Consider the following 20,342-nt stretch of genomic DNA (forward strand, 5'->3'; position numbering starts at 1 on the left):
GTGCGCGGAACTCGGTTGCCGGGGGTGAGCGCCGGGCCGAGACTGCCGCCGACGCAATTGGAAACCACTAGGACCAGCGGCGGGAGCGGACGAACTCGGCGAACCGTTCGGCCACCGGTGGCACCGGCCGGTCCAGCGGCCAGGCCAGGCCGATCACCCGGTGCGCGCCGGCATCGGTCAGCGGCAGGTAGGCGACGCCGGGCGTGGAACGGTGCGCCCTGGGCAGCGGGGCCACCGCCACCCCCAGGCCGGCCGCGACGAGCCCCTCCATCGACGGGATCTCGGTGCTCTCGAACGCGATGGCCGGCGTGAAACCGGCCGCTGAGCACAGCTCGTCGCTGATCTCGCGCATCCCGAACCCCCGGCGCAGCGCCACGAACGGCTCCCTCGCGGCGGCGGCCAGCCCGCACCGGCCCCGACCCGCCAGCGCGTGCCGCTCCGGGACCACCAGGCACAGCTGCTCCCGGAACAACGGCTGCCAGCCGATGTCGCCGCCCTCCGGCCGGGGCCCGCTCACGGCGAGGTCGACGTGGCCGGCGCGCAGGTCCGCGAGCATCTCGTGGCCGGCGGCCTGCCGGAGCTCGAACCGCACCTCGGGCGCTCCCTCCCGGTACCGTCGCAACAGCTCCGGCACCAGCCAGGTCGCCACCGAGTGCAGGAACGCCAGCCGCACAGTTCCCCGGTCCGGGTCGAGCAGGCTGGCGATCCGGTCGCTGGCCACGCTCAGCTCCGCCAGGCACCGGCGGGCGTGCTCCAACAGGATCTCGCCGTAGCGGTTCAGCCGCAGCCGGCGGTGGACCCGGTCGAACAGCGGGGTGCCGAGCCGCCGCTCCAGCCTGGCCAGGGCCCGGGACAGGGTCGGCTGGGCCACGTTGAGCCGGGCCGCCGCCTCTGTCATGTGCTCGGTCTCCGCGAGGACGACGTACCACTGCAGCTCGTCGACGGTCACCGCTTCAGTATCGGCCTATTCATTCATCTGTGCATCAAGTGCCTACGATTCATGCATTGGACGTATCGCCGCTGGCTACCTAGGGTAATTAGCTATGGGAACGATTTCGGCTCCGGCCACCGGCGAGGTCGTGGGCCATGAGCGCGGGACGCCGGGTTACCGGCGGCTCGCCGCCGCGCTCTGGTGCGCCGGCCTGGCCACCTTCGTGCTCGTCTACTGCGTTCAGGGCCTGCTGCCGACGCTGGCCGTCCAGTTCCGGGTGTCGTCCTCCACCTCCAGCCTCGCGCTCTCCGCGACCACCCTCGGACTCGCACTGGCCGTCGTCCCGCTCGCCGCCATCGCCGAGAGCTGGGGCCGCGCCAAGGTCATGACCTGGGCGTTGGCCACCTCGGCAGTCCTCGGACTGATCGCACCGCTGGCCCCGAACTTCGGCATCCTCGTCGGCGTCCGCGCGGTGCAGGGCGTCGCACTCGCCGCACTGCCCGCACTGGCGATGTCGCACGTCACCAGGGAGGTGGCGCCACGCTGGCTCGGCGGCGCCATGGGCATGCTGATCGCCGGCAACACCCTGGGCGGGCTGTCCGGGCGGCTCATCGCCGGGGCGGTGGCCGACGTCGGCGGCTGGCGGCTCGCGCTGGCGGTCATCGGGGTGCTCTCGCTGATCTGCACGGTGGTGTTCTCCCTGCTGCTGCCGCCGTCGCTGGCGGCGGCCCCGCCCCGGGTACGGCTGCGCGAGCTCGGCGGCCCGCTGCGCACCCATCTCGCCGACCCCGGCCTCCTCTGCCTGTACGGGATCGGCTTCCTGCTCATGGGTGCGTTCGTGACCGTCTACAACTACCTCGGGTTCCGGCTGATCGCCGCCCCGTTCGACCTGCCCGTCCCGCTGGCTGGGCTGATCTTCTTCGCCTACCTCGCCGGAACCTGGGCCTCCACCACCGCCGGGCGCCTCAGCGACCGACTCGGTCGCCGCCGCATGCTCTGGGCCACCACGCTGGTCGCCGTCGCCGGTATCTGGGTGACCGAGCCCGCCTGGCTGCCCACCGTCATCGTGGGGCTGGTGCTGGTCACCGTCGGGTTCTTCGGCGGCCACTCGATCGCCAGCAGCTGGGTCGGCCGGCGGGCCTCGCTGCTGCCCGGCGGCTCGCCCGGACAGGCGTCCGCCCTCTACCTGTTCGCCTACTACCTGGGCAGCAGCATCGGCGGCACCCTCGGCGGCACCGCGTACGACCACGCCGGTTGGACCGGCCTGGCCAGCTACGTCACGGTGCTGCTCGCCGGCGCGATCGCGCTCGGCCTGGCACTGCGCCGGATCCCTTCGAGGCTGCCTGCCTAGTGCCCTGCGTCCGAAGTCCTTGCCAGATATTCGGTGATCCAGATGGATGCATCGCAAGGCGGAGGAGGGGCCGATACCGTCGTTGTATCGGCCCCGACGACAACGCCGCGAGGCGCCATCTGGGCGCCGGAGATCGGCAAAAGACTTCGGACGCCGGGCACTACTGCCGCGCACCGGGGGCTGAGCGCCAACTGAGGTGGACACCTCTACCGGTCCGGAATAGTTCGGCCACCCAGGATGTTGATCAAACCTATGCCACTCGAAGGACATTGCGAACCCAGTCCCGTCGATTGGGTCCGCAAGCAGGTGGAGCAGTTCGAGAGCTCGGACGGGCGAGAGGGCAACACCATGAAGGATCTGCCCGTCATCGTGCTGACCACCAAGGGCGCCCGCACCGGCAACATCCGCAAGAGTCCGCTGATGCGCGTCGAGCACGACGGCAAGTACCTCATCGTCGCTTCCCTGGGCGGCGCGCCGAGCCACCCGGTCTGGTACCACAACGTGGTCGCGAACCCCACCGTCGAGATCCAGGACGGGGCCACCAGGCAGGACATGGCAACCCGTGAACTGGACGGTGACGAGCGCGAGATCTGGTGGAAGCGCGCGGTGGACGCGTTCCCGCCGTACGCGGAGTACCAGGAGAAGACGAGCCGGGTCATTCCCATCCTGATCTGCGAACCGGTCTGACCGGCTCCATTTCCCGCGACCCCGTTGATCTAGCCCCGTTGACCTGGCCCCGTGCCAGATCAACGGGGCTTTTCCGTGTGGCCGTCTCAGGTAACGATCACTCCGCTGATCTGGGGTTCTTGCGCTGGTTGGCAACGAAGCGCGCTTTCTTCTGACGATTCCCACACGTGTTCATGTCACACCATTTGCGGGTGCGACTTTGGCTGGTGTCGAAGAAGGCGGCTCGGCAGGTTGGCGATGCGCACAAGGCCAATTTCCCGTCTCGTTCGCCCGCGATGATGCTGATCGCGTCGGCGGCGATCACGCTGAGGGCATCTTCCACGCAGGAAGCCGAACTGAGCCGCCATCGCCGCTCACCCTCGGGCGTCAGGACAGCCGCGGCCCGACCCTGAACGCAGCAGTCATTAATGACTTGGACAGCAGACGCAGGGAGAGCGTCCTGGATGGCGGCCGCTGTCGCGGCGGCGTGAATCGACTCCCTCAGTTCCCGAGCGAGGTCGAGCTGGGCAGTGCTGCAGGAGTCCACGGCGAGGCCGTTCACTGCCAGCCAGTCGATGAGTCGGTGCGGCGTGGGGATGCGCTCCACAGCGTTGCCATGACGCTCCGACAGAGTCCCCGTGAAGCTGGTCGCCAGCACGCTACCGAGGCGGAAGTCAGGGAACCCAGCACGCATGGAACCACCTTAGCGGGTTCCGCGCTGGCATGGAGGCATGGTAGAACCGTCTTAGCCGGTTCGCGATCGGCCGTAGCCGGTTCCACGATGGCCAGGAGGTCTCATGCCCCGTCCAACCAGCGACGTGCAAGCATTTGAAGCCCACGCAACTGACGCTGACCTCGACGACCTGCGCGCGCGACTAGCCGCGGCGCGACTGCCGGAGGCTGAGACGGTCTTTTCCGCCGCGCCCGACCCTCGCCGATGGGAACAGGGCGTTCCTCTCGCCGACCTCGTCGATGTCGTGAACTACTGGCGCACCGGGTACAACTGGCGGTCGTTCGAAGAGCGCCTTAACCGGCTCGGCCAGTTCCGCACGACCATTGATGATCTGGGAATCCACTTCCTGCACCGCCGATCCGCGCGCGCGGATGCCACTCCTCTGGTCTTGACGCACGGCTGGCCAGGAAGCATTGCCGAGTTCATCGATGTAGTAGACGAGCTGGCAGATCCGAAAGATGCAGACGCGCCGGCGTTCCACGTCGTGGTCCCGTCGCTACCCGGCTTTGGTTACAGCGACAAGCCGGCCACCACCGGGTGGGGAACCGAAAAGATCGCGGCCGCATGGGTGGAACTGATGGGAAGGCTCGGCTACAGCAAGTTCGCAGCCCACGGCGGCGACTGGGGAGGCAATATCACCACGGTTCTCGGCGGTAGGTTCCCGGCGCACGTTCTCGGCATCCACACCACGTTCGCGGAGGGACCGCCCGGGTTGACAACGGACGGGCTGACGGCGGTCGAGCGCAAGTGGACCGAGGAAACCCGCGATTTCTGGCGCCACCGCGCGGCGTACGCGAAGCAGCAGGCGACCCGACCGCAGACCATCGGCTACTCGCTCGTCGACTCACCGGTCGGGCTTCTTGCCTGGATCCTTGACAAGTTCGCCGAGTGGTCAGACACCGAAGATAGCCCGTTCGAGACGATTTCCAGAGACCGCGTTCTTGACGACGTCACCCTGTATTGGCTGACGCGGACCGGCGCATCGGCAGCCCGCATCTACTACGAAAGCCACAACTCGCTGGACCCCGAACTTCGGGTCGACGTCCCGTCAGCAATCACTATGTACCCGCGCGACATCGAGAAGTGTCCGCGCGCCTGGGCGCAGGAGCGGTACCGACAGATCGTCCGATGGTCCTCGCCCGAAACCGGGGGACATTTCCCGTCGTTGGAGGTTCCCGAGTATTTCGTCAAAGATCTACAAGAGGGCCTCGCGGCAGTGCTGGCCGCTCATCGGTGAACGCGGCTGGGTGCCGGCACTCGATCACCGCCTGATCCGGCTCAAGGCGTTGCCCGAAGGCTTCCAGACCGAGTTCCGCGGGCGGCGACGGGGAACCTGGGAATAGTCGATCCATTTCGGTGGGATGAATTCGGGGAGCCCGTCGCGCATGCGGACTTCCCAGTCGGACTGGTGCACCATCCGATGATGCGTCCAACACAACATCACCAAATTGTGCAGTTTTGTTTCACCCTGGTGGACCCAGTGCACAATATGGTGCACCTCGCAGGAACTCGGTGGCCGGTCACACCCCGGATGGGCGCATCCACCATCCCGAACCGCGACCGCTCTACGTTGCGCCGACGTGGCGCAGCGTTTCTCCCGCCCCACATCCAACGGCTCACTCTGGGCACCGAGCACGATCGGAGTGATCTGAGCGTCGCAGCTGAGCCGGCGTACCTCACCCGGCCCGATATGTCCGCCGAGCTCGAGGCTCGCCCCACGCAACCCGGCCTTCAGCGCCTCCAGGCCCATGGTGATCGCCACGTGCGGGCGCTCGCCGCCTTGTGTGGGTAGGCGGCCTTCGTCGAGGGTGTGCGCGCAGATCTCCCCGAGCGCATCCGCCTGCCGCTGACCGAGGGACTTGTTCTCGTCGGCAGCGGGTTTGAGGATCGCCCCGATCGCCCGGGCCACCGTCTCATACGTCGCCGAGTCCAACTGGCCCTTGATCTTCCCGCCGACACCGTGGCGCGACTTGGCCAGGTGCAGCTCGTTGACCTGCGGATCGTCCTCACCCGGAGGCGCACCGTCCTGGTCCAGCAGTTCCAGCAGCCCCCACGCCTGGCGGGCCAGGCTGTCGGGCCCGTGCAGTCGGGCGAGGTCGGCCAACTGCACCTCCAACGAAGCCCAGTCCACCGGATCGATACGGCCCGCGGCGTCACTGTTCAGAACTCGGTCGATCACCTCGACATGGGCCTGGTCGATCTCGAACGCACCCAACGCCATCGCCGTCGCCGGCAGTTTCGGCTCCAACGGCTCACCGGCCAACGACGTCGGGAACACACTCGCCGCGACCGACACAAGCCGCCGGCCATCCCGTTGGCTCAACCCCAACAGGTCCGCCACGCCATCCGCCGTACGCGTACCCCGCTCGGCGAACGCTCCCTCCCGATCCAACCCGGCCACCAACACCAACATCTGATACCGGGACCGCCGCTGCACCAACCGATGAAACTTCACCGCATCAATGCGGCCCGCACCACCCTCCGAAACCTCGAGCGCGCACAACGCGGCCATGAAATGCATGACCCCACGCTGTGCGTCATCAATCGAGCTCCCGGACATACCCAGAATTATGGCGACGGGGTCCGACAGTTTCCGGGTCGATTCCGCCGCCCCCGCAAAAAGGCTTCATGATTCTTTGCGCATCCCGCCGGACGTCCCCGACGGGCGTCCCCGACCCAGGCGAAAAGGTGAGACCTCAGATTCCCGAACTGGCTGTTGTCCCGTCCAAAACAGTCTTTCAACACAACCACCCACCCGCATCCGCTGCCACGCCAACCACCTTCCAGATCACCGAGGTGCGCTCGCCGCCAACTGGTTGGCGATGAAGCTCCGCGCGTGCCGGGCGAGGTCCTCCCCGTCGTCCCACAGGTTGCGCCAGATCGCCAGGTCGCCGGTCAGCCCCGGCGCGAGGACGGCGGAGGAGAACGACTCGAATGTGATCGGGCCGGTGTAGCCGACGTCGGCCAGTGCGTGGAAGAACGCGCCGAAGTCGAGGTGCCCGGCGCCGAGGTAGCCCCGGTGGTTCTCGCCGATGTGCACGTAGCCGAGCCGGTCGCCGACCTCGTAGACCGGGCGGACGAGGTCGTCCTCCTCGATGTTCATGTGGTACGTGTCGAGGTGGATGGTGACGTTGTCGGCACCGATGTCGTCGGCGAGGCGCAGCGCGTCGTGGGCGGTGTTGATCACGTTGGTCTCGTAGCGGTTGCAGATCTCCAGGCCGAGGGTCATACCCAGCTTCGAGGCCTCCGCGGCGAGATCGGCGAGCACCTGGACCACGTTGGCCCGCCCGGCCGTGGACAGCGGCGCACCGTACTTGCCGAGCGCGCTGTACAGCGCGCCGGTGAGGTGGGTGCCGCCCAGCTCGTGAGTCACCCGCAGCGAGCCCGCCAGCAGCTGTGCGCCCTTCTCGACCACCGCGGGGTCGGCGCTGGAGACGTCGGCGTCGAAGGCCAGGCCACGCGAGCAGGCCACCCCGAGCCCCGCCGCCGCCAGCTGGCGGCGCGTCTCGACGACGTCCATGTTGAGCGAGTCGTGCAGCGAGAACTCGAGCAGGTCGAAGCCGGTCTCCGCGGTCTTCGACACGGCGCGGCGCACCGAGTCCGCTGAGGTGTCGCCGGCAAAGACGAGGGCGTGCACGCCGATCGGGTTGGTGGTCAACGAAGTTCCCTTCACGCTGCCTGTGCGCCGGTGATGAGCGCGACGATCTCCTCGCCGGTGGTCTGCGCGACACGCCGCCCGGCAACGCACCGGCCGGCCCGCATCACCCAGACCTGGTCCGCGAGGCGCATCACCTGGTCGAAGTTGTGGCTGATCAGCAGTACCGCACGACCGTCGTCGCGGAGCCGGGTGATGAGCTCCTCGACCCGGGCCGTCTCCTGCACCCCGAGCGCCGCCGTCGGCTCGTCCATGATCACCAGTTTGGAGCTGAACCCGGCGGCCCGGCAGATCGCCACCGCCTGGCGCTGCCCGCCGGACAGCCGCCGCACCCGTGAGGTCACCGCCGGCACGTTCACCGCCAGCTCGGACACCATCTCCGCCGCCCTGGTCTTCATCGCGCGCCGGTCCAGCAGCGCGAGCGGGCCGAAGCCGTGCGCGATCTCCCGGTTCAGGAACAGGTTCTGCCAGACCGTGAGGTCCTCCACCAGTGCGAGGTTCTGGTGGACGGTCTCGATGCCCGCGTCCCGGGCCTCCTGCGGCGTACCGAACGCCACACCCCGGCCGTCGAAGACGAAGCTGCCCTCGTCCGGGTGGTGGATGCCGCAGATGCAGCGCACCAGGGTGGACTTGCCGGCGCCGTTGTCGCCGACCAGCGCGGTGATCTCGCCCTCGCGCACGGTCAGCGACACGTCGCGCAGGGCCTGGACGCTGCCGAAGGCCAGCGAGACACCACTGGCCTCCAGCAGCACGTCTTGGTTTTCCACAGCCGAGTTGTGCCCAGCGGACTCGGTCATTTCCGGAACCTCGTGAGCAGGGCGGCGAGCACGACGACCGTGCCGACCGCGACCGGCTGGTAGAAGGGCGAGACGCCGAGCAGGGTCAGCCCGTTGGACAGCGCGGTGAGCAGCAGCGCGCCGAGCACCGGGCCCAGCACGCTGCCCCGCCCGCCGACCAGGCTCACCCCGCCGAGCACCACGGCCGCGACCGAGTTGAGCAGGAATGACGTGTTCGCCGCCGGCTCGGCCGCCCCCACCCTGGCGACCAGCAGGATCGCGGCCAGCCCGGCGAGCACCCCGCACACCGTGTAGACGGCGATCTTGATGGCCGGCACGCTGATCCCGGTGGCGGTGGCCGCCTCCGGTGAGCCGCCGGCCGCGAACACGTGGGTGCCCCACCGGGTGCGGAACAGCACCAGGTGCGCCAGCACCGCGACCACGGCGGCCACCAGCACCGTCCAGCCGATGATCCCGACGCCGCCGGTGGACAGCATCAGCAGCGGCACGCTCACCACGGTGACCGGCTTGCCGTCGGCGATCACCAGCGCCAGGCCGGACGCGGCCGACAGGCTGCCAAGGGTGACCACGAAGTCGGTGATCCGGCCGTGCCCGATGAGCAGCCCGTTGACCACGCCGATCAGCGCGCCGCCGAGGACCGCGAGCACCCCACAGCCGGCGATGCCCCAGCCGTGGCTGATGCCGAAGCCGAACAGCACGGCGCCGAAGGTCATCGCCGAGGCCACCGACAGGTCGATGCCGCCGGTGAGCACGACGAACGTCTGGCCGACCGAGAGCACCACCAGGATGGCCGAGGCCACCAGCATCGAGCGGATGTTCCCGCTGGAGAGGAAGGTGGGGTTGGCGATCTGGAAGACCACCACCAGCACCACCAGCCCGACCGCGGCGGCCCAGTCCGCCCAGATCCCGCCGTCGCGCAGCAGCGCGCCGAGGGCCGGGACACGGCTCCCGGGTCGGGTGTCCGGCCGGGACGGGCTGGTCGTCGGGGTCACCGTCGTACTCACTTGCCGATCAGCGAGGTGAACGGGTTGGTGTAGCTGGCGAAGGGCTTGGGCGTGGCGGCGATGGCCTTGTCGGCGTTGTCCTTCGTGACCAGCGCGACCGGCGCGTCCACCTTGGCCGGCAGGGTGGCGCCGGACGCGGCGGCCCGGCAGGCGTCGACCCCCATCTCGCCGATGGCGTACGGGTACTGCGCCACGGTCGCGGCCAGCTCGCCGCTCTTCACCGCGGCCAGCGCGTCGGGGTTGCCGTCCACACTGACCACGTGGACCTGGCCGGTCTTGCCGGCGTTGGCCACCGCCCTGGTCACCCCGAGTCCCATGTCGTCGTTGGCGACGAAGAAACCGGTCACGTCCGGGTGGGCCTGCAGCACGTTGGTGGCCTGGGTCAGCGCCTGCTGACGGTCCCAGTCGGCCGCGACGGCCTGCACGACCTGGACGCCGGGGCCGACCCCGCCGGTAAAGCCCTGGATGCGGTCGCCGCTGGTCACGTCGCCGGCGATGCCACCGACCACCGCGACCTTGCCGCCGGCGGGGAGCAGCTTGCCCATCTCCTGGGCGGCCATCCTGCCGGCCGCGACGTTGTCGGTACCGATGTAGGTGGCGATCTTCGCGTTGGCCGCCTGCGCGGCGGCGGGGTCGACCGGGCTGTCGATGTTGACGATCGTCTTGCCGCTCGAGGCCAGCTGGGCGATGCCCTGCACGAGGTTCGTGCCGGAGATCGGGTTGACCACGTAACAGCTGTAGTCCTGGCCGGCGAGCCCGGTCAGCTTGTCGGCCTGGCCGGTGGTGTCGGTGACCGAGGTCGCGGCCTGCACGGTGGTGTGCAGCCCGGCGGTGGCGCTGTTGTCCTCGATGCCCTTCTGCATGGCCTGGAAGAACGGGTTGTCCAGCCCCTTGATCACCGCCGCGACCTTGGGCGGGCCACCGGGCACCGCGGTCGGGGCCGGCGCACCGCCGCCACACGCGGCCAGGCCGGCGACCGCGACGAGGGCCAGCGCACCGACCGACACTGCTCGGATCCTGTTCGTCACAGCCATTACGTCACAGCCATTTCGAGCTCCTCGGTCCCGGACCCGAGCGCCTTCGCTCGGCCTGCCCGCTATTACAAGCCCGTTAATGACTAACGTCAAGCAAAAGTCTGGCATCTTTGCAATTTTGAACGGCAGAACTACTCTGACCTTGTGACCGAGCCCTACAGCGGTGCCGTCTCGCCTGGCGAGCTGCTGGCGCTGCTGCGCGCGGACAGCCCGCTGACCAGGGCCGAGGTCATGCGGCGGACCGGGCTCTCCCGCTCCACGGTCGCCCAGCGGCTCGACGCGCTGCTCACCGCCGGCCTGGTGGTGGCCGCCGGCGAGGAGGCGCCCGGCCGGGGCCGACCGGCCGGCCAGTTCGCCTTCCACCGCGACCGCGGCGTGCTGCTGGTGGTCGATGTCGGCGCCACCGCCGTGCGCGCCGCACTGACCGACCTCACCGGCAGCATCCAGCTCGAGCGGACCGTCGCCATCGACATCGCCGACGGGCCGTTGCCGGTGCTGGGCACCATCGACGGTTTCTTCACCGAGATGCTGGACGAGGTCCGGCGGTCCCCCGCCGACGTGCACGGCATCGGCCTGGACGTACCCGGCCCGGTCGACATCGCCAGTGGCCGGGTGGTCAGCCCGCCGATCATGAGCGGCTGGGACCGGTTCGACATCCCAGGCTGGTTCCGGCCGCGCTACGGCTGCCCCGTGATGGTGGAGAACGACGTCAACGCGATGGCCTTCGGCGAGCAGAGACGGATCTACCCGGAGACCGAGGCGCTGCTCATGATCAAGGTCGGCACCGGGATCGGCGCCGGGCTGGTCGCCGGCTCCGCGGTGTACCGGGGCGCCGACGGCGCCGCCGGCGACATCGGGCACATGCAGGTCACCGTCCCCGGCGAGGAGAACCCGCCGGAGTGCCGCTGCGGCAACACCGGGTGCGTGGAGGCCAGGGCGGGCGGCTGGGCGCTGGTCCGGGACCTGCGCGCCACCGGCCACGACGTCAGCACCGTCGACGACGCGGTCGCCCTGGTCCAGACCGGCGACGCCACCGCGGTCGGCCTGGTACGCCGCGCCGGCCGGGTGCTCGGCGGTGCCGTGGCCGACGCGGTGAGCCTGCTCAACCCCCGGGTGGTGGTGATCGGCGGCCAGCTCGCCGCCGCCGAGGAACAGCTGCTGGCCGGCGTCCGGGAGATGGTCTACCGCCGCTCGCTGCCGCTGGCGACGGCTCGGCTGCACATCGTGTGCAGCTCACTGGGCCAGCGCGCCGGCGTCATCGGGACCGCGCTGCTGCTCGCCGACCAGGTGTTCGCGCCGCGCCGGATCGACGAGCTCCTGTTCGGCTGAGCCTGCTACCCCGCCACCGGCACGGTGATCGCGGTGATCACCAGATCGTCCTCGACCAGCCACAGACCGGTGAAGCCGGTGATCTCGGTGTTGCCCACCCAGGGCCCGGGTACCAGCAGCTGGGCGTAGAAGGCGCCGCCGGGCAGCAGGGTCACCGAGGCCTCCTCGAAGCCCAGCCACGCCCCGGTCAGCGGGAACCACGTCTTGTAGACCGCCTCCTTGGCGCAGAACAGCATGCGGTCCCAGTGCACCGTCGGATCGGCCGCGCTCAACGCCGCCAACCGGGGCAGCTCCTCGGGCACCGTGACCGCCTCGAGCACGCCCTCAGGCAGCGGCCCGTGCGGCTCCGCGTCGATCCCGACGCTGTGCACGTCGCTGGTCCGCGCGACGACGGCGGCCCGGTAGCCGTTGCAGTGCGTCATGCTGCCGACGATCCCGGCCGGCCAGATCGGCGCCCGCTGATCACCCGGCAGCACCGGCACCGGGCCGATCCCGAGCTCGGCCAGCGCCTGCCGCGCAAGGTGGCGGACCGTGCCGAACTCCCGGCGCCGCTTCGCGACGGCATTGGTGACCACCGCCGCTTCCTCCGGCAGCATCAGCGACTCGGACACGTCCCCGAGGGACTCACTGCTCGCCACCGACGGCGGCACCAGCTTCTCGATCAACTCCGGCCTCCCAGCACCGGCCGGGCCGCGAACCGCCGGTCCCGGGGGCGCCACTCACGCGGGTAGCCCAATGAGACCTCCTCGAACGGCACTCCGGCGTAGACCGTCGAGCGCGGGATGTGCAGATGTCCGTACACCACAGCGGCGGTGCGGTACCGGGTGTGCCAGTCCGCGGTCAGTACGGTGCCACACCACTGCGCGAACTCCGGATAGTGCAACACCAGGGTGGGCTCACGCGCCAGCGGCCAGTGGTTGACCAGCACGTACGGGATGTCCGAGGCGTCCGCGTCGAGCCGGCGCCGCGCCTCGGCAACCCGGGCCCGGCACCAGTCGTCCCGCGTCGGGTACGGATCGGGGTGCAGGAACACCTCGTCGGCGCACACGATCCCGGTCTCCTCGGCGTAGGCGAGGGACGCTTCCTTGGTCCCGGTGCCCGGCGCCCGGAAGGTGTAGTCGTAGAGCAGGAACAACGGCGCGATCCGCACCGGCCCGCCCTCGCCGCGCCATACCGGGAACTCGTCCTCCGGGGTCAGCACCCCCAGCCGCCGGCACACCTGCACCAGGTGCTCGTACCGCGGCACTCCGCGCAGCTGGACCGGGTCGCTGGGGTGCGTCCACAGTTCGTGGTTGCCCGGCACCCAGATGACGGTCTCGAACCGCTCCGCCAGCAGCGCCAGCGCCCACTCGACGTCCGCCACGGTCTCCGCGACGTCACCGCACACGATCAACCAGTCACCCGGCGAGGTGGGGAACAGGTTCTGCACCACTGCCCGGTTGTCCGGATAGCTGACGTGCAGATCGCTCACCGCCAGAAGGCGCGCGGCCGAGTCACTCATCACCCAACACTAAGTCATGATCCGCCGACGACTTCCGGCGCGGAGACCAACCTCACCGGTCACCAGGAGCCCGCACGTTATCGTCTCTTTGTGACCGTCGTCGACGATATCGCCGAAGCCGAGGACGCCCCCGGTGGCGGTGTCCAGCCCCGTCAGCTGATCGTCTCGGTCTACGGGCTCTACGCCAGGCGCCAGGGCGGCTGGCTCTCGGTGGCCTCGGTGGTGCGGTTGATGGCCGACCTCGGGGTCGACGCGCAGGCGGTCCGGTCGTCGATCTCCCGGCTCAAGCGGCGTGGGCTGCTGGTCGCCGAGAAGCGCCGCGGCGCCGCGGGTTACACGCTGTCCCCCGCCGCGCACGACATTCTCAGCGAGGGCGACGCCCGGATCTTCGGCCGCCGCCGCGCCACCCTGGGAGACGGTTGGCTGGTGGTGGTGTTCTCGGTGCCCGAGACGGTTCGGGAGAAGCGCTACCGGCTGCGCTCGGAGCTGACCCGGCTGGGCTTCGGCACCGTCGCCCCGGGTGTCTGGATCGCACCGGGGCACCTGGAGTCCGAGGCCGCCGAGGTGCTGGAACGCCTGGAGCTGACCGCCAACGCCGAGGTCTTCCGCGGCCAGCACGTCGCGTTCGGCGAGCCGGCGCACAACATCGCGCGGTGGTGGGACCTGGCCGCGCTGGACCAGCTCTACGCCGAGTTCCTGGACCGCTACCGGCCGGTGGAGCAGCGCTCCACGGGTGATCCCAGGGCGGCGTTCGCCGACTACGTCGAGATGGTCACCCGGTGGCGCCGGCTCCCCTACGCCGACCCGGGCCTGCCGCTGGAACTGCTGCCCGCCGACTGGAAGGGCCTGCGGGCCCAGGACCTGTTCGCCCGGCTGCGCGAGAAGCTGGCCGCGCCGGCGGACGACCACGTCACCGAGGCGCTCCGCTGACCTGCTGGGTGCCTACCGGTAGCGCGGCCGCCCGCCGGCGCAGCAGGTAGCGCTGCAGCTTGCCGTTCGCGTTGCGGGGCAGCGCGGGCACGAACTCGAGCAGCCGGGGGTACTTGTACGGCGCCATCGAGGACTTGGCGAACTCCTGCAGCGCGCGCCGGGTGTGCTCGCCGCCGGCCACCCCGGGCGCCAGCACCACGAACGCGGTGACGATCGCGCCCCGGTCCGGGTCGGGGGTGCCGACGACGGCGCAGTCGAGCACGTCGGGGTGCCCGAGCAGCACCTCCTCCACCTCCGGCCCGGCGATGTTGTAACCGGCGGAGATGATCAGGTCGTCGCTGCGGGCCCGGTACCAGTAGTAGCCGTCGGCGTCGCGGACGAAGGTGTCCCCGGTCAGCGTCCAGCCGTTGCGCACGGCCTGGCTCTGCCGGTCGTCGGCGAGGTAGCGGCAGCCGGTCGGGCCCTTGACGGCGAGCAGCCCGGGCGTGCCGTCCGGTACCGGGTGCCCGTCCGGGTCGAGCACGGCGGCGCGGTAGCCGGGCACGATCTTGCCGGTGGCGCCCGGGCGCACCTCGTCGTCGGCGGCGGAGATGAAGATGTGCAGCATCTCGGTGCCGCCGATGCCGTCGATGAGCCAGCGCCCGGTGGCCACGTGGAACCGGGTGGCCAGCTCGGCCGACAGTGACTCGCCGGCGGACACGGCACGCCGCAGCCCGCGCAGCAGGTGCGCGCTCGGCGAGGCGAGGATGGCCCGGTACGCGGTCGGCGCGGTGAACAGGACCGTCACGCCGTGCCGTGCGGCGGTCTCGATCAGCTCGACCGGGCCGGCCTTCTCCACCAGCAGGGTGGCCGCGCCGGCGTGCAGCGGGAACACCAGCAGCCCGCCGAGGCCGAACGTGAAGGCGAGCGGCGGCGAGCCGGTGAACACGTCGTCCGGGGTCGGCCGCAGCACGTGCCGGGAGAAGGTGTCGGCGATCGCCAGCACGTCGCGGTGGAAGTGCATGGTGGCCTTGGGCGCCCCGGTGGTACCGGAGGTGAACGCCAGCAGCGCGACGTCGTCGGCCGCGGTCGGCACGTCGTCGAAGGTGGCGGGCCGGGCGGCGGCGCGCACGCTCAGGTCGTCGGGTGCGTCGCCGCCGTAGCTCAGCACCGGCAGGTCCCCGCCGAGCGCGTGCAGCTCGGCGGCGAAGCGGTGGTCGGTCAGCGCCAGCGTGGGCCGGCTGGCCTCGACGATCTTGGACAGCTCGTGCCCGCGCAGCAACGGCATCGTGGTGACCGCGACGGCACCCGCCTTGAGCACGCCCAGCCAGCAGGCGGCGAGCCACGGGTTGTTCGGCCCGCGCAGCAGCACCCGGTTGCCCGCCACGACGCCGAGCTCCACCAGGACGCCGGCAACCTGGTTCGCCCTGGCCAGCAGCTCGCCGTAGCTCCAGGTCCCGGTCGGCGAGAGCACACAGGGGCGGTCGGGCCCCCTCCTCCCGACCGCCCCGTCCAACAACTCGGTCGCGCAGTTCAGCCGGTCCGGGTAGCGCAGTTCCGGCAGGTCGAAGACGAGCTCGGGCCAGTCCCGCCGCGCCGGCAGGTTGTCCCGACAGAACGTGTCCACATGCGCACTGGTCGAGAGCTGCACGACTCACTCCTGCTCGGGCAGTACCGGGGTGGGTTCGGCCGGGCGGCCGGTGATCACCAGCGGCTGCAACGGCGTCGCGTTCAGGTGCAGCGAGAACACGTCGAACCGGTTGTAGTGGCCGATGATGTCGTGCATCTGTTTCGCCTGGATGCACCGCGCGAGATCGACCTCGCCGTACACGATGCCCTCGGTGTCGATCAGCGGTTCGGTCACCGGGCGGCCGTCCGGGCCGAAGATCCCGGACAGCGCGTTGCGCTTGCGGGCCAGCTGGTCGCGCACCGCCTGGTCGTCCCCGGCGATCGCGTCGATCATCTCCTCGGAGATCGTGGACGTGGAGACGACCGAGAAGATCTTGCCCTCGAAGGCGTGCGCGGCGGTCCGGATGGCGATCGCGTCCGCCATGTCGTAGTCCTCCGGCGCCACCGGCAGCGCGATGTAGCTGGCCACGTGCACCTGCTCGCCCTGCGCCAGCAGCGCGAACCGGGCCAGCGTGTTGGTGTTCTCGCCGCAGGCCAGCACACCGATCCGGCCGACCTCGGTGCCGTGCACCTTGAGCGAGCTGCCGTCGCCGTGGGTCCAGGTGAGCTTCTCCGCCCAGGTCGGCACCAGCTTGCGGTGCACGCCGAGCAGCTCACCGCCCGAGGAGATGGTGAGCACGGTGTTGTACAGCACGCCGAGGCTGTGCCGGCCGCGCTCGTTCACCCCGATCACCACCGTGGTGCGGTGCCGCCGCGCTGCCGCGCACAGCTCGGCGACCTCCGGGCCGGGTACGTCGACGGCTGCCCGGTAGAGCTTCTCGAACCAGGGCGACCCCTGGACCGGGTTCATCGTCCAGTTCCAGTACGGGTAGCCGGGGACGAACACCTCGGGGAACGCCACCAGCGTGGCGCCGTTGGCGGCGGCCTCCTCGATCAGCCCGACGGCCTTGCGCACCGTCGCGGCCGGGTCCAGGAAGACCGGGCTGTGCTGCACCGCGGCGGCGGTGAAGCGGGGCAGTTCGAGCATGGGGGTCACCTCGTGACGAGTTCGCCGGCGGATCGGCCCGCCGGGCGCCAACGGCTGTGGATCTCCGGTTCGGGGTCGAACGGTGCGGCCGACCCCGGCCGCACCCGGTCCCTGCCGCGCCCGGGCGGCGGGGTGCGGCCCGGCAGGTAGTGCGCGGGCCACTGGGCGCCGGGGCCCTGGTAGCCGGCCTCGGCCGCCGCGTGCAACGCCCACGCCGGGTCGTGCAGCGCGGCGCGGCCCACCGCGACCAGGTCCGCGCGGCCGGCCAGGATGATCGAGGTGGCGTCGTCGGCGGTGGAGATGCCGCCGACCGCGATCGTCGGGACGGCGGCGCCGTGCCGGATCCGCTCGGCGAACGGGGTCTGGTAGCCGCGGCCGTACCCGGGCAGCTCGTGCGCCACCACCTCGCCACTGGAGACGTCGATCGCGGTGGCGCCGTGCGCGGCGAGTGCCCTGGCGATCTCGACGGCGTCGTCCACGGTGGTGCCGCCGTCCGCCCAGTCCACCGCGGAGATCCGCACCAGCAGCGGCTTGCCGGCCGGCCAGGCCGCGCGCACCGCGTCGAGCACCTCGAGCGGGTAGCGCAGCCGGGCGGCCAGCGGGCCGCCGTAGCCGTCGGTGCGCCGGTTGGTCAGCGGTGACAGGAAGCTGGACAGCAGGTGCCCGTGCCCGGCCTGCAGCTCGAGGACGTCGAAGCCGGCCCGCTCGGCCCGCCCGGTCGCCGCGACGAAGTCGGCCAGGATGGCGGCGAGCTGGCTCCCGTCGAGCTCGCGGGGTGCCGGTTCGGCCGCGGTGAACGGGATCGGCGAGGGCGCCACGGTCGGCCAGCCGGCTCCGGCCGCCGGCTCCCCCGGTGCCGGCTGCCCCGCCCTGCGGCCCGCGTGCGTGAGCTGTACGCCGACCAGCGCGGTGGAGACCCGGTGGATCCGGTCCACGATCTGTCGCCAGGCCGCTGCCTGGGTGTCGTCGTAGAGCCCGCTGCAGCGTGGCGTGGCGCGCCCGTCCGCACTGACCGCCGTCATCCCGGTGAGCACCAGTGCGGAGCCGCCGAGTGCCGAGCCGGCCAGCCAGAGCTCCTCCTCCTCGCCAGGCATCCCGTCCCGGGCCGTGTAGGTGGCCATCGGCGCGGTGACGATCCGGTTCTTCAGGGTCGCCGGGCCGAGCCGGAACGGCTGGAACAGCGGGCTCGTGGCCCCGCCGTCCGACCCGGCTCCGGGCTCGCCGTCCGCCCCGGCTCCGGGTCCGGCTCCGGCCTGGCCGTCGAACCAGCGGGTCAGGTCGGCCACGTACTCCGGATCACGCAGCGCCAGGTTGTCGTAGGTGACCCGCCGGCTGCGGGTGAGCAGGTTGAACGCGAACTGTGGGGTGTCCTGGTGGACCACGTGCGCGATGTCCTCGAACCACTCCAGGCTGGCCTGCGCGGCCCGCTGCGTGCTGTGCACCACCGGCCGGCGCTGCGCCTCGTAGTCGGCCAGCGTCGCGTCGATGTCGATCCCGCCGCCGGTGTCGCCGGCGCCGCGCAGGCACCCGGCGAGGGCCGCCGCGTCCTCCATCGCGAGCTTCGTCCCGGATCCGATCGAAAAGTGGGCGGTATGCGCCGCGTCGCCGAGCAACACCGTGTTCCGGTGCCGCCAGCTCTGGTTGCGCACGGTGTTGAAGCGGATCCACCTCGAGTTGTTGGCGATCAGGTCGGCGTCGCCGAGGTGCGGCGCGAACAGCTCCCGCAACCGGGCCACGCTGCGCTCGTCGCTCACCCCGGGGGGTAGCCCGGCCGCCGCGTCCGCATCGGCGTCGAAGCCGGCGGCCCGCCAGGTCGCCTCGCTCAGCTCCACGATGAAGGTGCTGCGCTCGGCACTGAACGGGTAGGCATGCACCTGCATCGGGCCGAACGGGGTCTGCTCGACGATGAAGGTGAAGGCGTCGAAGACCTTGTCGGTGCCCAGCCACATGTACCGCGCGGACCGGGTGTCCAGGGACGTGCCGAACGTGGCGGCGAACTGCTGACGGATCCCCGAGTTGACCCCGTCGGCGGCCACGACCAGGTCGTACTCCCGCGACAGCCACTCGACCGGCGGCGCCGTCGAGCTGAACCGCAGGTCCACCCCGACCTCCTCGCAGCGCCACCGCATGAGCTGCAGCAGCACCTTGCGGTTGATCGCCGCGAACCCGTGCCCGCCGGAGGTCACGGTCTGGCCCCGGTGCACCACGTCGATGTCCGACCAGCGGGCGAAGTGCCGCTCGACCTCGGCGAACAGCGTCCGGTCGGCCCGCGCGACGCCCTCCATCGTCTCGTCGGAGAACACCACCCCGAAGCCGAAGGTGTCGTCGGCGGCGTTGCGCTCCCAGACCACCACCTCACGGCCCGGGTCGAACCGCTTGGCCAGCGCGGCGAAGAAAAGGCCGCCCGGCCCACCGCCCACCACGGCGATCCGCATGTGTCCTCCTTCGGCGCAGGCCCGGTAGCAGTGCCGGTCAGCCATGAAGGTGACTGTAGAGTATTTTTTTGTCGTCAGATAGACGCTATATTGATTTGAGCGCGAACCACCCATGAGGAGGAGCAGCGGTGACCACCTACAGCGACGACATGCTCGGCAGGGCGAGGGTCCGCGACACGGCGGACCTGGAGGCGTACTACGCGAAGCTGGCCGCACTGGAGGCTGGCGCGCTGTGGACGATCGCCAACAAGATCGAGCCCTGGTACCCGCAGCCCCAGTCCAGGCCGGTGAAGTGGAGCTACGCCGACCTGCGCCCACTGGTGCTGGAGGCGCTGCGCCTGGTCAGCGGGGACGACGCCGGGCGCAGGGTGGTCGCGCTCTACAACCCGGAGCGCCGCGACATCGCCGCCACCGTCGGGCTGCTCTACACCGGCCTGCAGGTGATGGGGCCCGGCGAGTCGATGACCGCGCACCGGCACCAGGCGGCCGCGCTGCGGTTCGTCCTGGAGGGCACCGGGGCCTGGACGATCGTGGACGGACAGAAGCTGAAGGTCGGCCCGCGCGACTTCGCGATCACCCCGAACTGGACCTGGCACGAGCACGGCAACGAAGGCATCGAGGGTGGCCCTGACCCCGCCGGACCGGTGATCTGGCAGGACGGGTTGGACATCCCGCTGGTCAACGCGCTGGACGCACCGTTCTACGAGGTGCACCCGGACGTCTACCAGAAGCAGGTCGGCGTCACGAACTCCTCGCTGTACACCTACGGGGCCGGGCAGCTGCGCCCGTTCGGCGCCGACACCTGGCACAAGAGCCACTCACCACTGCTCGCCTACCCGTGGGAACCGACCTACGAGGCACTGCTCAACGCGGCGAAGGCCAGCGACGGCTCGCCGTACGACGGCATCATCATGGAGTACAGCAACCCGCTCACCGGCGGCTCGGTGATGCCGACGATGAGCGCGCACATGCAGTTGCTGCGCGCCGGCGAGTCCACCAGCGCGCACCGCCAGGTCGGCTCCAAGATCTACACCGCCGCCAAGGGCAGTGGCACCTCGATCGTCGCCGGCCAGCGCATCGACTGGACCGAGGGCGACATCTTCTGCGTGCCGTCCTGGGCCTGGCACGAGCACGCCAACGCGAGCACCTCCGACGACGCGTGCCTGTTCTCGTTCAACGACTTCCCGGTCATGCGCGCACTGGGCTTCTGGCGCGAAGAGGCCTACCCCGACAACGACGGCCACCAGCCCGTCACCCCGAACTGAGGGATCCCGATGCTTCTCGTCACCTTCTCCGACGCACCCGCCCGGCCCGCCCCGGCGTACTGGTCGAGAGCGGCGT

Annotated in this window: 18 protein-coding genes; 6 read left to right on the plus strand and 12 right to left on the minus strand. The window is 70.6% G+C overall.

Features of this window, described 5'->3' with window-relative positions; genetic code table 11:
• Window positions 1-67: 67 nt before the first annotated feature.
• On the minus strand, window positions 68-949 hold the full coding sequence (locus ACTXG6_RS36370) for a LysR family transcriptional regulator (protein ID WP_445183857.1): 882 nt from the start codon (window positions 947-949) through the stop codon (window positions 68-70).
• 94 nt (window positions 950-1,043) lie between these two features.
• Between ACTXG6_RS36370 and ACTXG6_RS36375 the strand changes: the two genes are divergently transcribed.
• Both ACTXG6_RS36375 and ACTXG6_RS36380 read left to right on the plus strand, forming a co-directional pair.
• Window positions 1,044-2,282, plus strand: a complete 1,239-nt coding sequence (locus tag ACTXG6_RS36375; RefSeq protein WP_445183858.1) for an MFS transporter — start codon at window positions 1,044-1,046, stop codon at window positions 2,280-2,282.
• A gap of 252 nt (window positions 2,283-2,534) precedes the next feature.
• On the plus strand, window positions 2,535-2,969 hold the full coding sequence (locus tag ACTXG6_RS36380) for a nitroreductase family deazaflavin-dependent oxidoreductase (protein ID WP_445190196.1): 435 nt from the start codon (window positions 2,535-2,537) through the stop codon (window positions 2,967-2,969).
• 97 nt (window positions 2,970-3,066) lie between these two features.
• On the opposite strand, the gene ACTXG6_RS36385 is transcribed toward ACTXG6_RS36380, so the two are convergent.
• Window positions 3,067-3,642, minus strand: a complete 576-nt coding sequence (locus ACTXG6_RS36385) for a CGNR zinc finger domain-containing protein (RefSeq protein WP_445183859.1) — start codon at window positions 3,640-3,642, stop codon at window positions 3,067-3,069.
• Between the two features lie 103 nt (window positions 3,643-3,745).
• On the opposite strand from ACTXG6_RS36385, the gene ACTXG6_RS36390 reads away from it, so the two are divergent.
• Complete coding sequence (locus ACTXG6_RS36390; protein ID WP_445183860.1) at window positions 3,746-4,918, plus strand: epoxide hydrolase family protein; 1,173 nt, start codon at window positions 3,746-3,748, stop codon at window positions 4,916-4,918.
• A gap of 24 nt (window positions 4,919-4,942) precedes the next feature.
• On the opposite strand, the gene ACTXG6_RS36395 is transcribed toward ACTXG6_RS36390, so the two are convergent.
• The 5 genes from ACTXG6_RS36395 to ACTXG6_RS36415 all read right to left on the minus strand — a co-directional run bounded on the left by ACTXG6_RS36395 (window position 4,943) and on the right by ACTXG6_RS36415 (window position 10,165).
• A complete protein-coding gene (locus tag ACTXG6_RS36395; RefSeq protein ID WP_445183861.1) occupies window positions 4,943-6,202 on the minus strand; it encodes a DUF222 domain-containing protein in 1,260 nt (419 codons plus the stop codon).
• Between the two features lie 267 nt (window positions 6,203-6,469).
• Complete coding sequence (locus ACTXG6_RS36400) at window positions 6,470-7,339, minus strand: sugar phosphate isomerase/epimerase family protein (protein WP_445183862.1); 870 nt, start codon at window positions 7,337-7,339, stop codon at window positions 6,470-6,472.
• Window positions 7,340-7,350: 11 nt separating this feature from the next.
• A complete protein-coding gene (locus ACTXG6_RS36405; protein WP_445183863.1) occupies window positions 7,351-8,133 on the minus strand; it encodes an ATP-binding cassette domain-containing protein in 783 nt (260 codons plus the stop codon).
• Window positions 8,130-9,125 carry an ABC transporter permease gene (locus ACTXG6_RS36410; protein ID WP_445183864.1) on the minus strand — a complete coding sequence of 332 codons (996 nt, stop codon included), beginning with the start codon at window positions 9,123-9,125 and terminating at the stop codon, window positions 8,130-8,132. Before ACTXG6_RS36410 ends, ACTXG6_RS36405 begins: the two co-directional genes overlap by 4 nt.
• Before the next feature lie 8 nt (window positions 9,126-9,133).
• Window positions 9,134-10,165 (minus strand): substrate-binding domain-containing protein, encoded by a 1,032-nt coding sequence (locus tag ACTXG6_RS36415; protein WP_445183865.1) that lies wholly within the window; start codon window positions 10,163-10,165, stop codon window positions 9,134-9,136.
• Window positions 10,166-10,315: 150 nt separating this feature from the next.
• On the opposite strand from ACTXG6_RS36415, the gene ACTXG6_RS36420 reads away from it, so the two are divergent.
• Window positions 10,316-11,500, plus strand: coding sequence for an ROK family protein (locus ACTXG6_RS36420; protein ID WP_445183866.1), 1,185 nt, complete (start codon window positions 10,316-10,318; stop codon window positions 11,498-11,500).
• 5 nt (window positions 11,501-11,505) lie between these two features.
• Here the strand turns inward: ACTXG6_RS36420 and ACTXG6_RS36425 are convergent, their stop codons facing one another.
• Window positions 11,506-12,165 carry a 4'-phosphopantetheinyl transferase family protein gene (locus ACTXG6_RS36425; protein ID WP_445183867.1) on the minus strand — a complete coding sequence of 220 codons (660 nt, stop codon included), beginning with the start codon at window positions 12,163-12,165 and terminating at the stop codon, window positions 11,506-11,508.
• Window positions 12,162-13,001 (minus strand): metallophosphoesterase family protein, encoded by an 840-nt coding sequence (locus tag ACTXG6_RS36430; RefSeq protein WP_445183868.1) that lies wholly within the window; start codon window positions 12,999-13,001, stop codon window positions 12,162-12,164. The genes ACTXG6_RS36425 and ACTXG6_RS36430 overlap by 4 nt, the downstream gene beginning before the upstream one ends.
• A gap of 90 nt (window positions 13,002-13,091) precedes the next feature.
• Between ACTXG6_RS36430 and ACTXG6_RS36435 the strand changes: the two genes are divergently transcribed.
• On the plus strand, window positions 13,092-13,931 hold the full coding sequence (locus tag ACTXG6_RS36435) for a PaaX family transcriptional regulator (RefSeq protein ID WP_445183869.1): 840 nt from the start codon (window positions 13,092-13,094) through the stop codon (window positions 13,929-13,931).
• Here the strand turns inward: ACTXG6_RS36435 and ACTXG6_RS36440 are convergent.
• Genes ACTXG6_RS36440 through ACTXG6_RS36450 form a run of 3 tightly spaced genes read right to left on the minus strand, consistent with a single transcriptional unit; the run spans window position 13,912 to window position 19,001 of the window.
• Window positions 13,912-15,561 (minus strand): AMP-binding protein, encoded by a 1,650-nt coding sequence (locus ACTXG6_RS36440; RefSeq protein ID WP_445183870.1) that lies wholly within the window; start codon window positions 15,559-15,561, stop codon window positions 13,912-13,914. The genes ACTXG6_RS36435 and ACTXG6_RS36440 overlap by 20 nt on opposite strands.
• 3 nt (window positions 15,562-15,564) lie before the next feature.
• Window positions 15,565-16,566, minus strand: coding sequence for a carbon-nitrogen hydrolase family protein (locus ACTXG6_RS36445; RefSeq protein WP_445183871.1), 1,002 nt, complete (start codon window positions 16,564-16,566; stop codon window positions 15,565-15,567).
• A gap of 5 nt (window positions 16,567-16,571) precedes the next feature.
• The gene (locus ACTXG6_RS36450) at window positions 16,572-19,001 is read right to left on the minus strand and encodes an oxidoreductase (RefSeq protein WP_445183872.1); all 2,430 of its coding nucleotides are present in this window, start codon (window positions 18,999-19,001) and stop codon (window positions 16,572-16,574) included.
• A 128-nt stretch (window positions 19,002-19,129) separates the two neighbouring features.
• On the opposite strand from ACTXG6_RS36450, the gene ACTXG6_RS36455 reads away from it, so the two are divergent.
• Window positions 19,130-20,266, plus strand: a complete 1,137-nt coding sequence (locus tag ACTXG6_RS36455; RefSeq protein ID WP_445183873.1) for a cupin domain-containing protein — start codon at window positions 19,130-19,132, stop codon at window positions 20,264-20,266.
• Window positions 20,267-20,342 lie beyond the last annotated feature (76 nt).

The organism is Pseudonocardia sp. Cha107L01, from assembly GCF_052566575.1.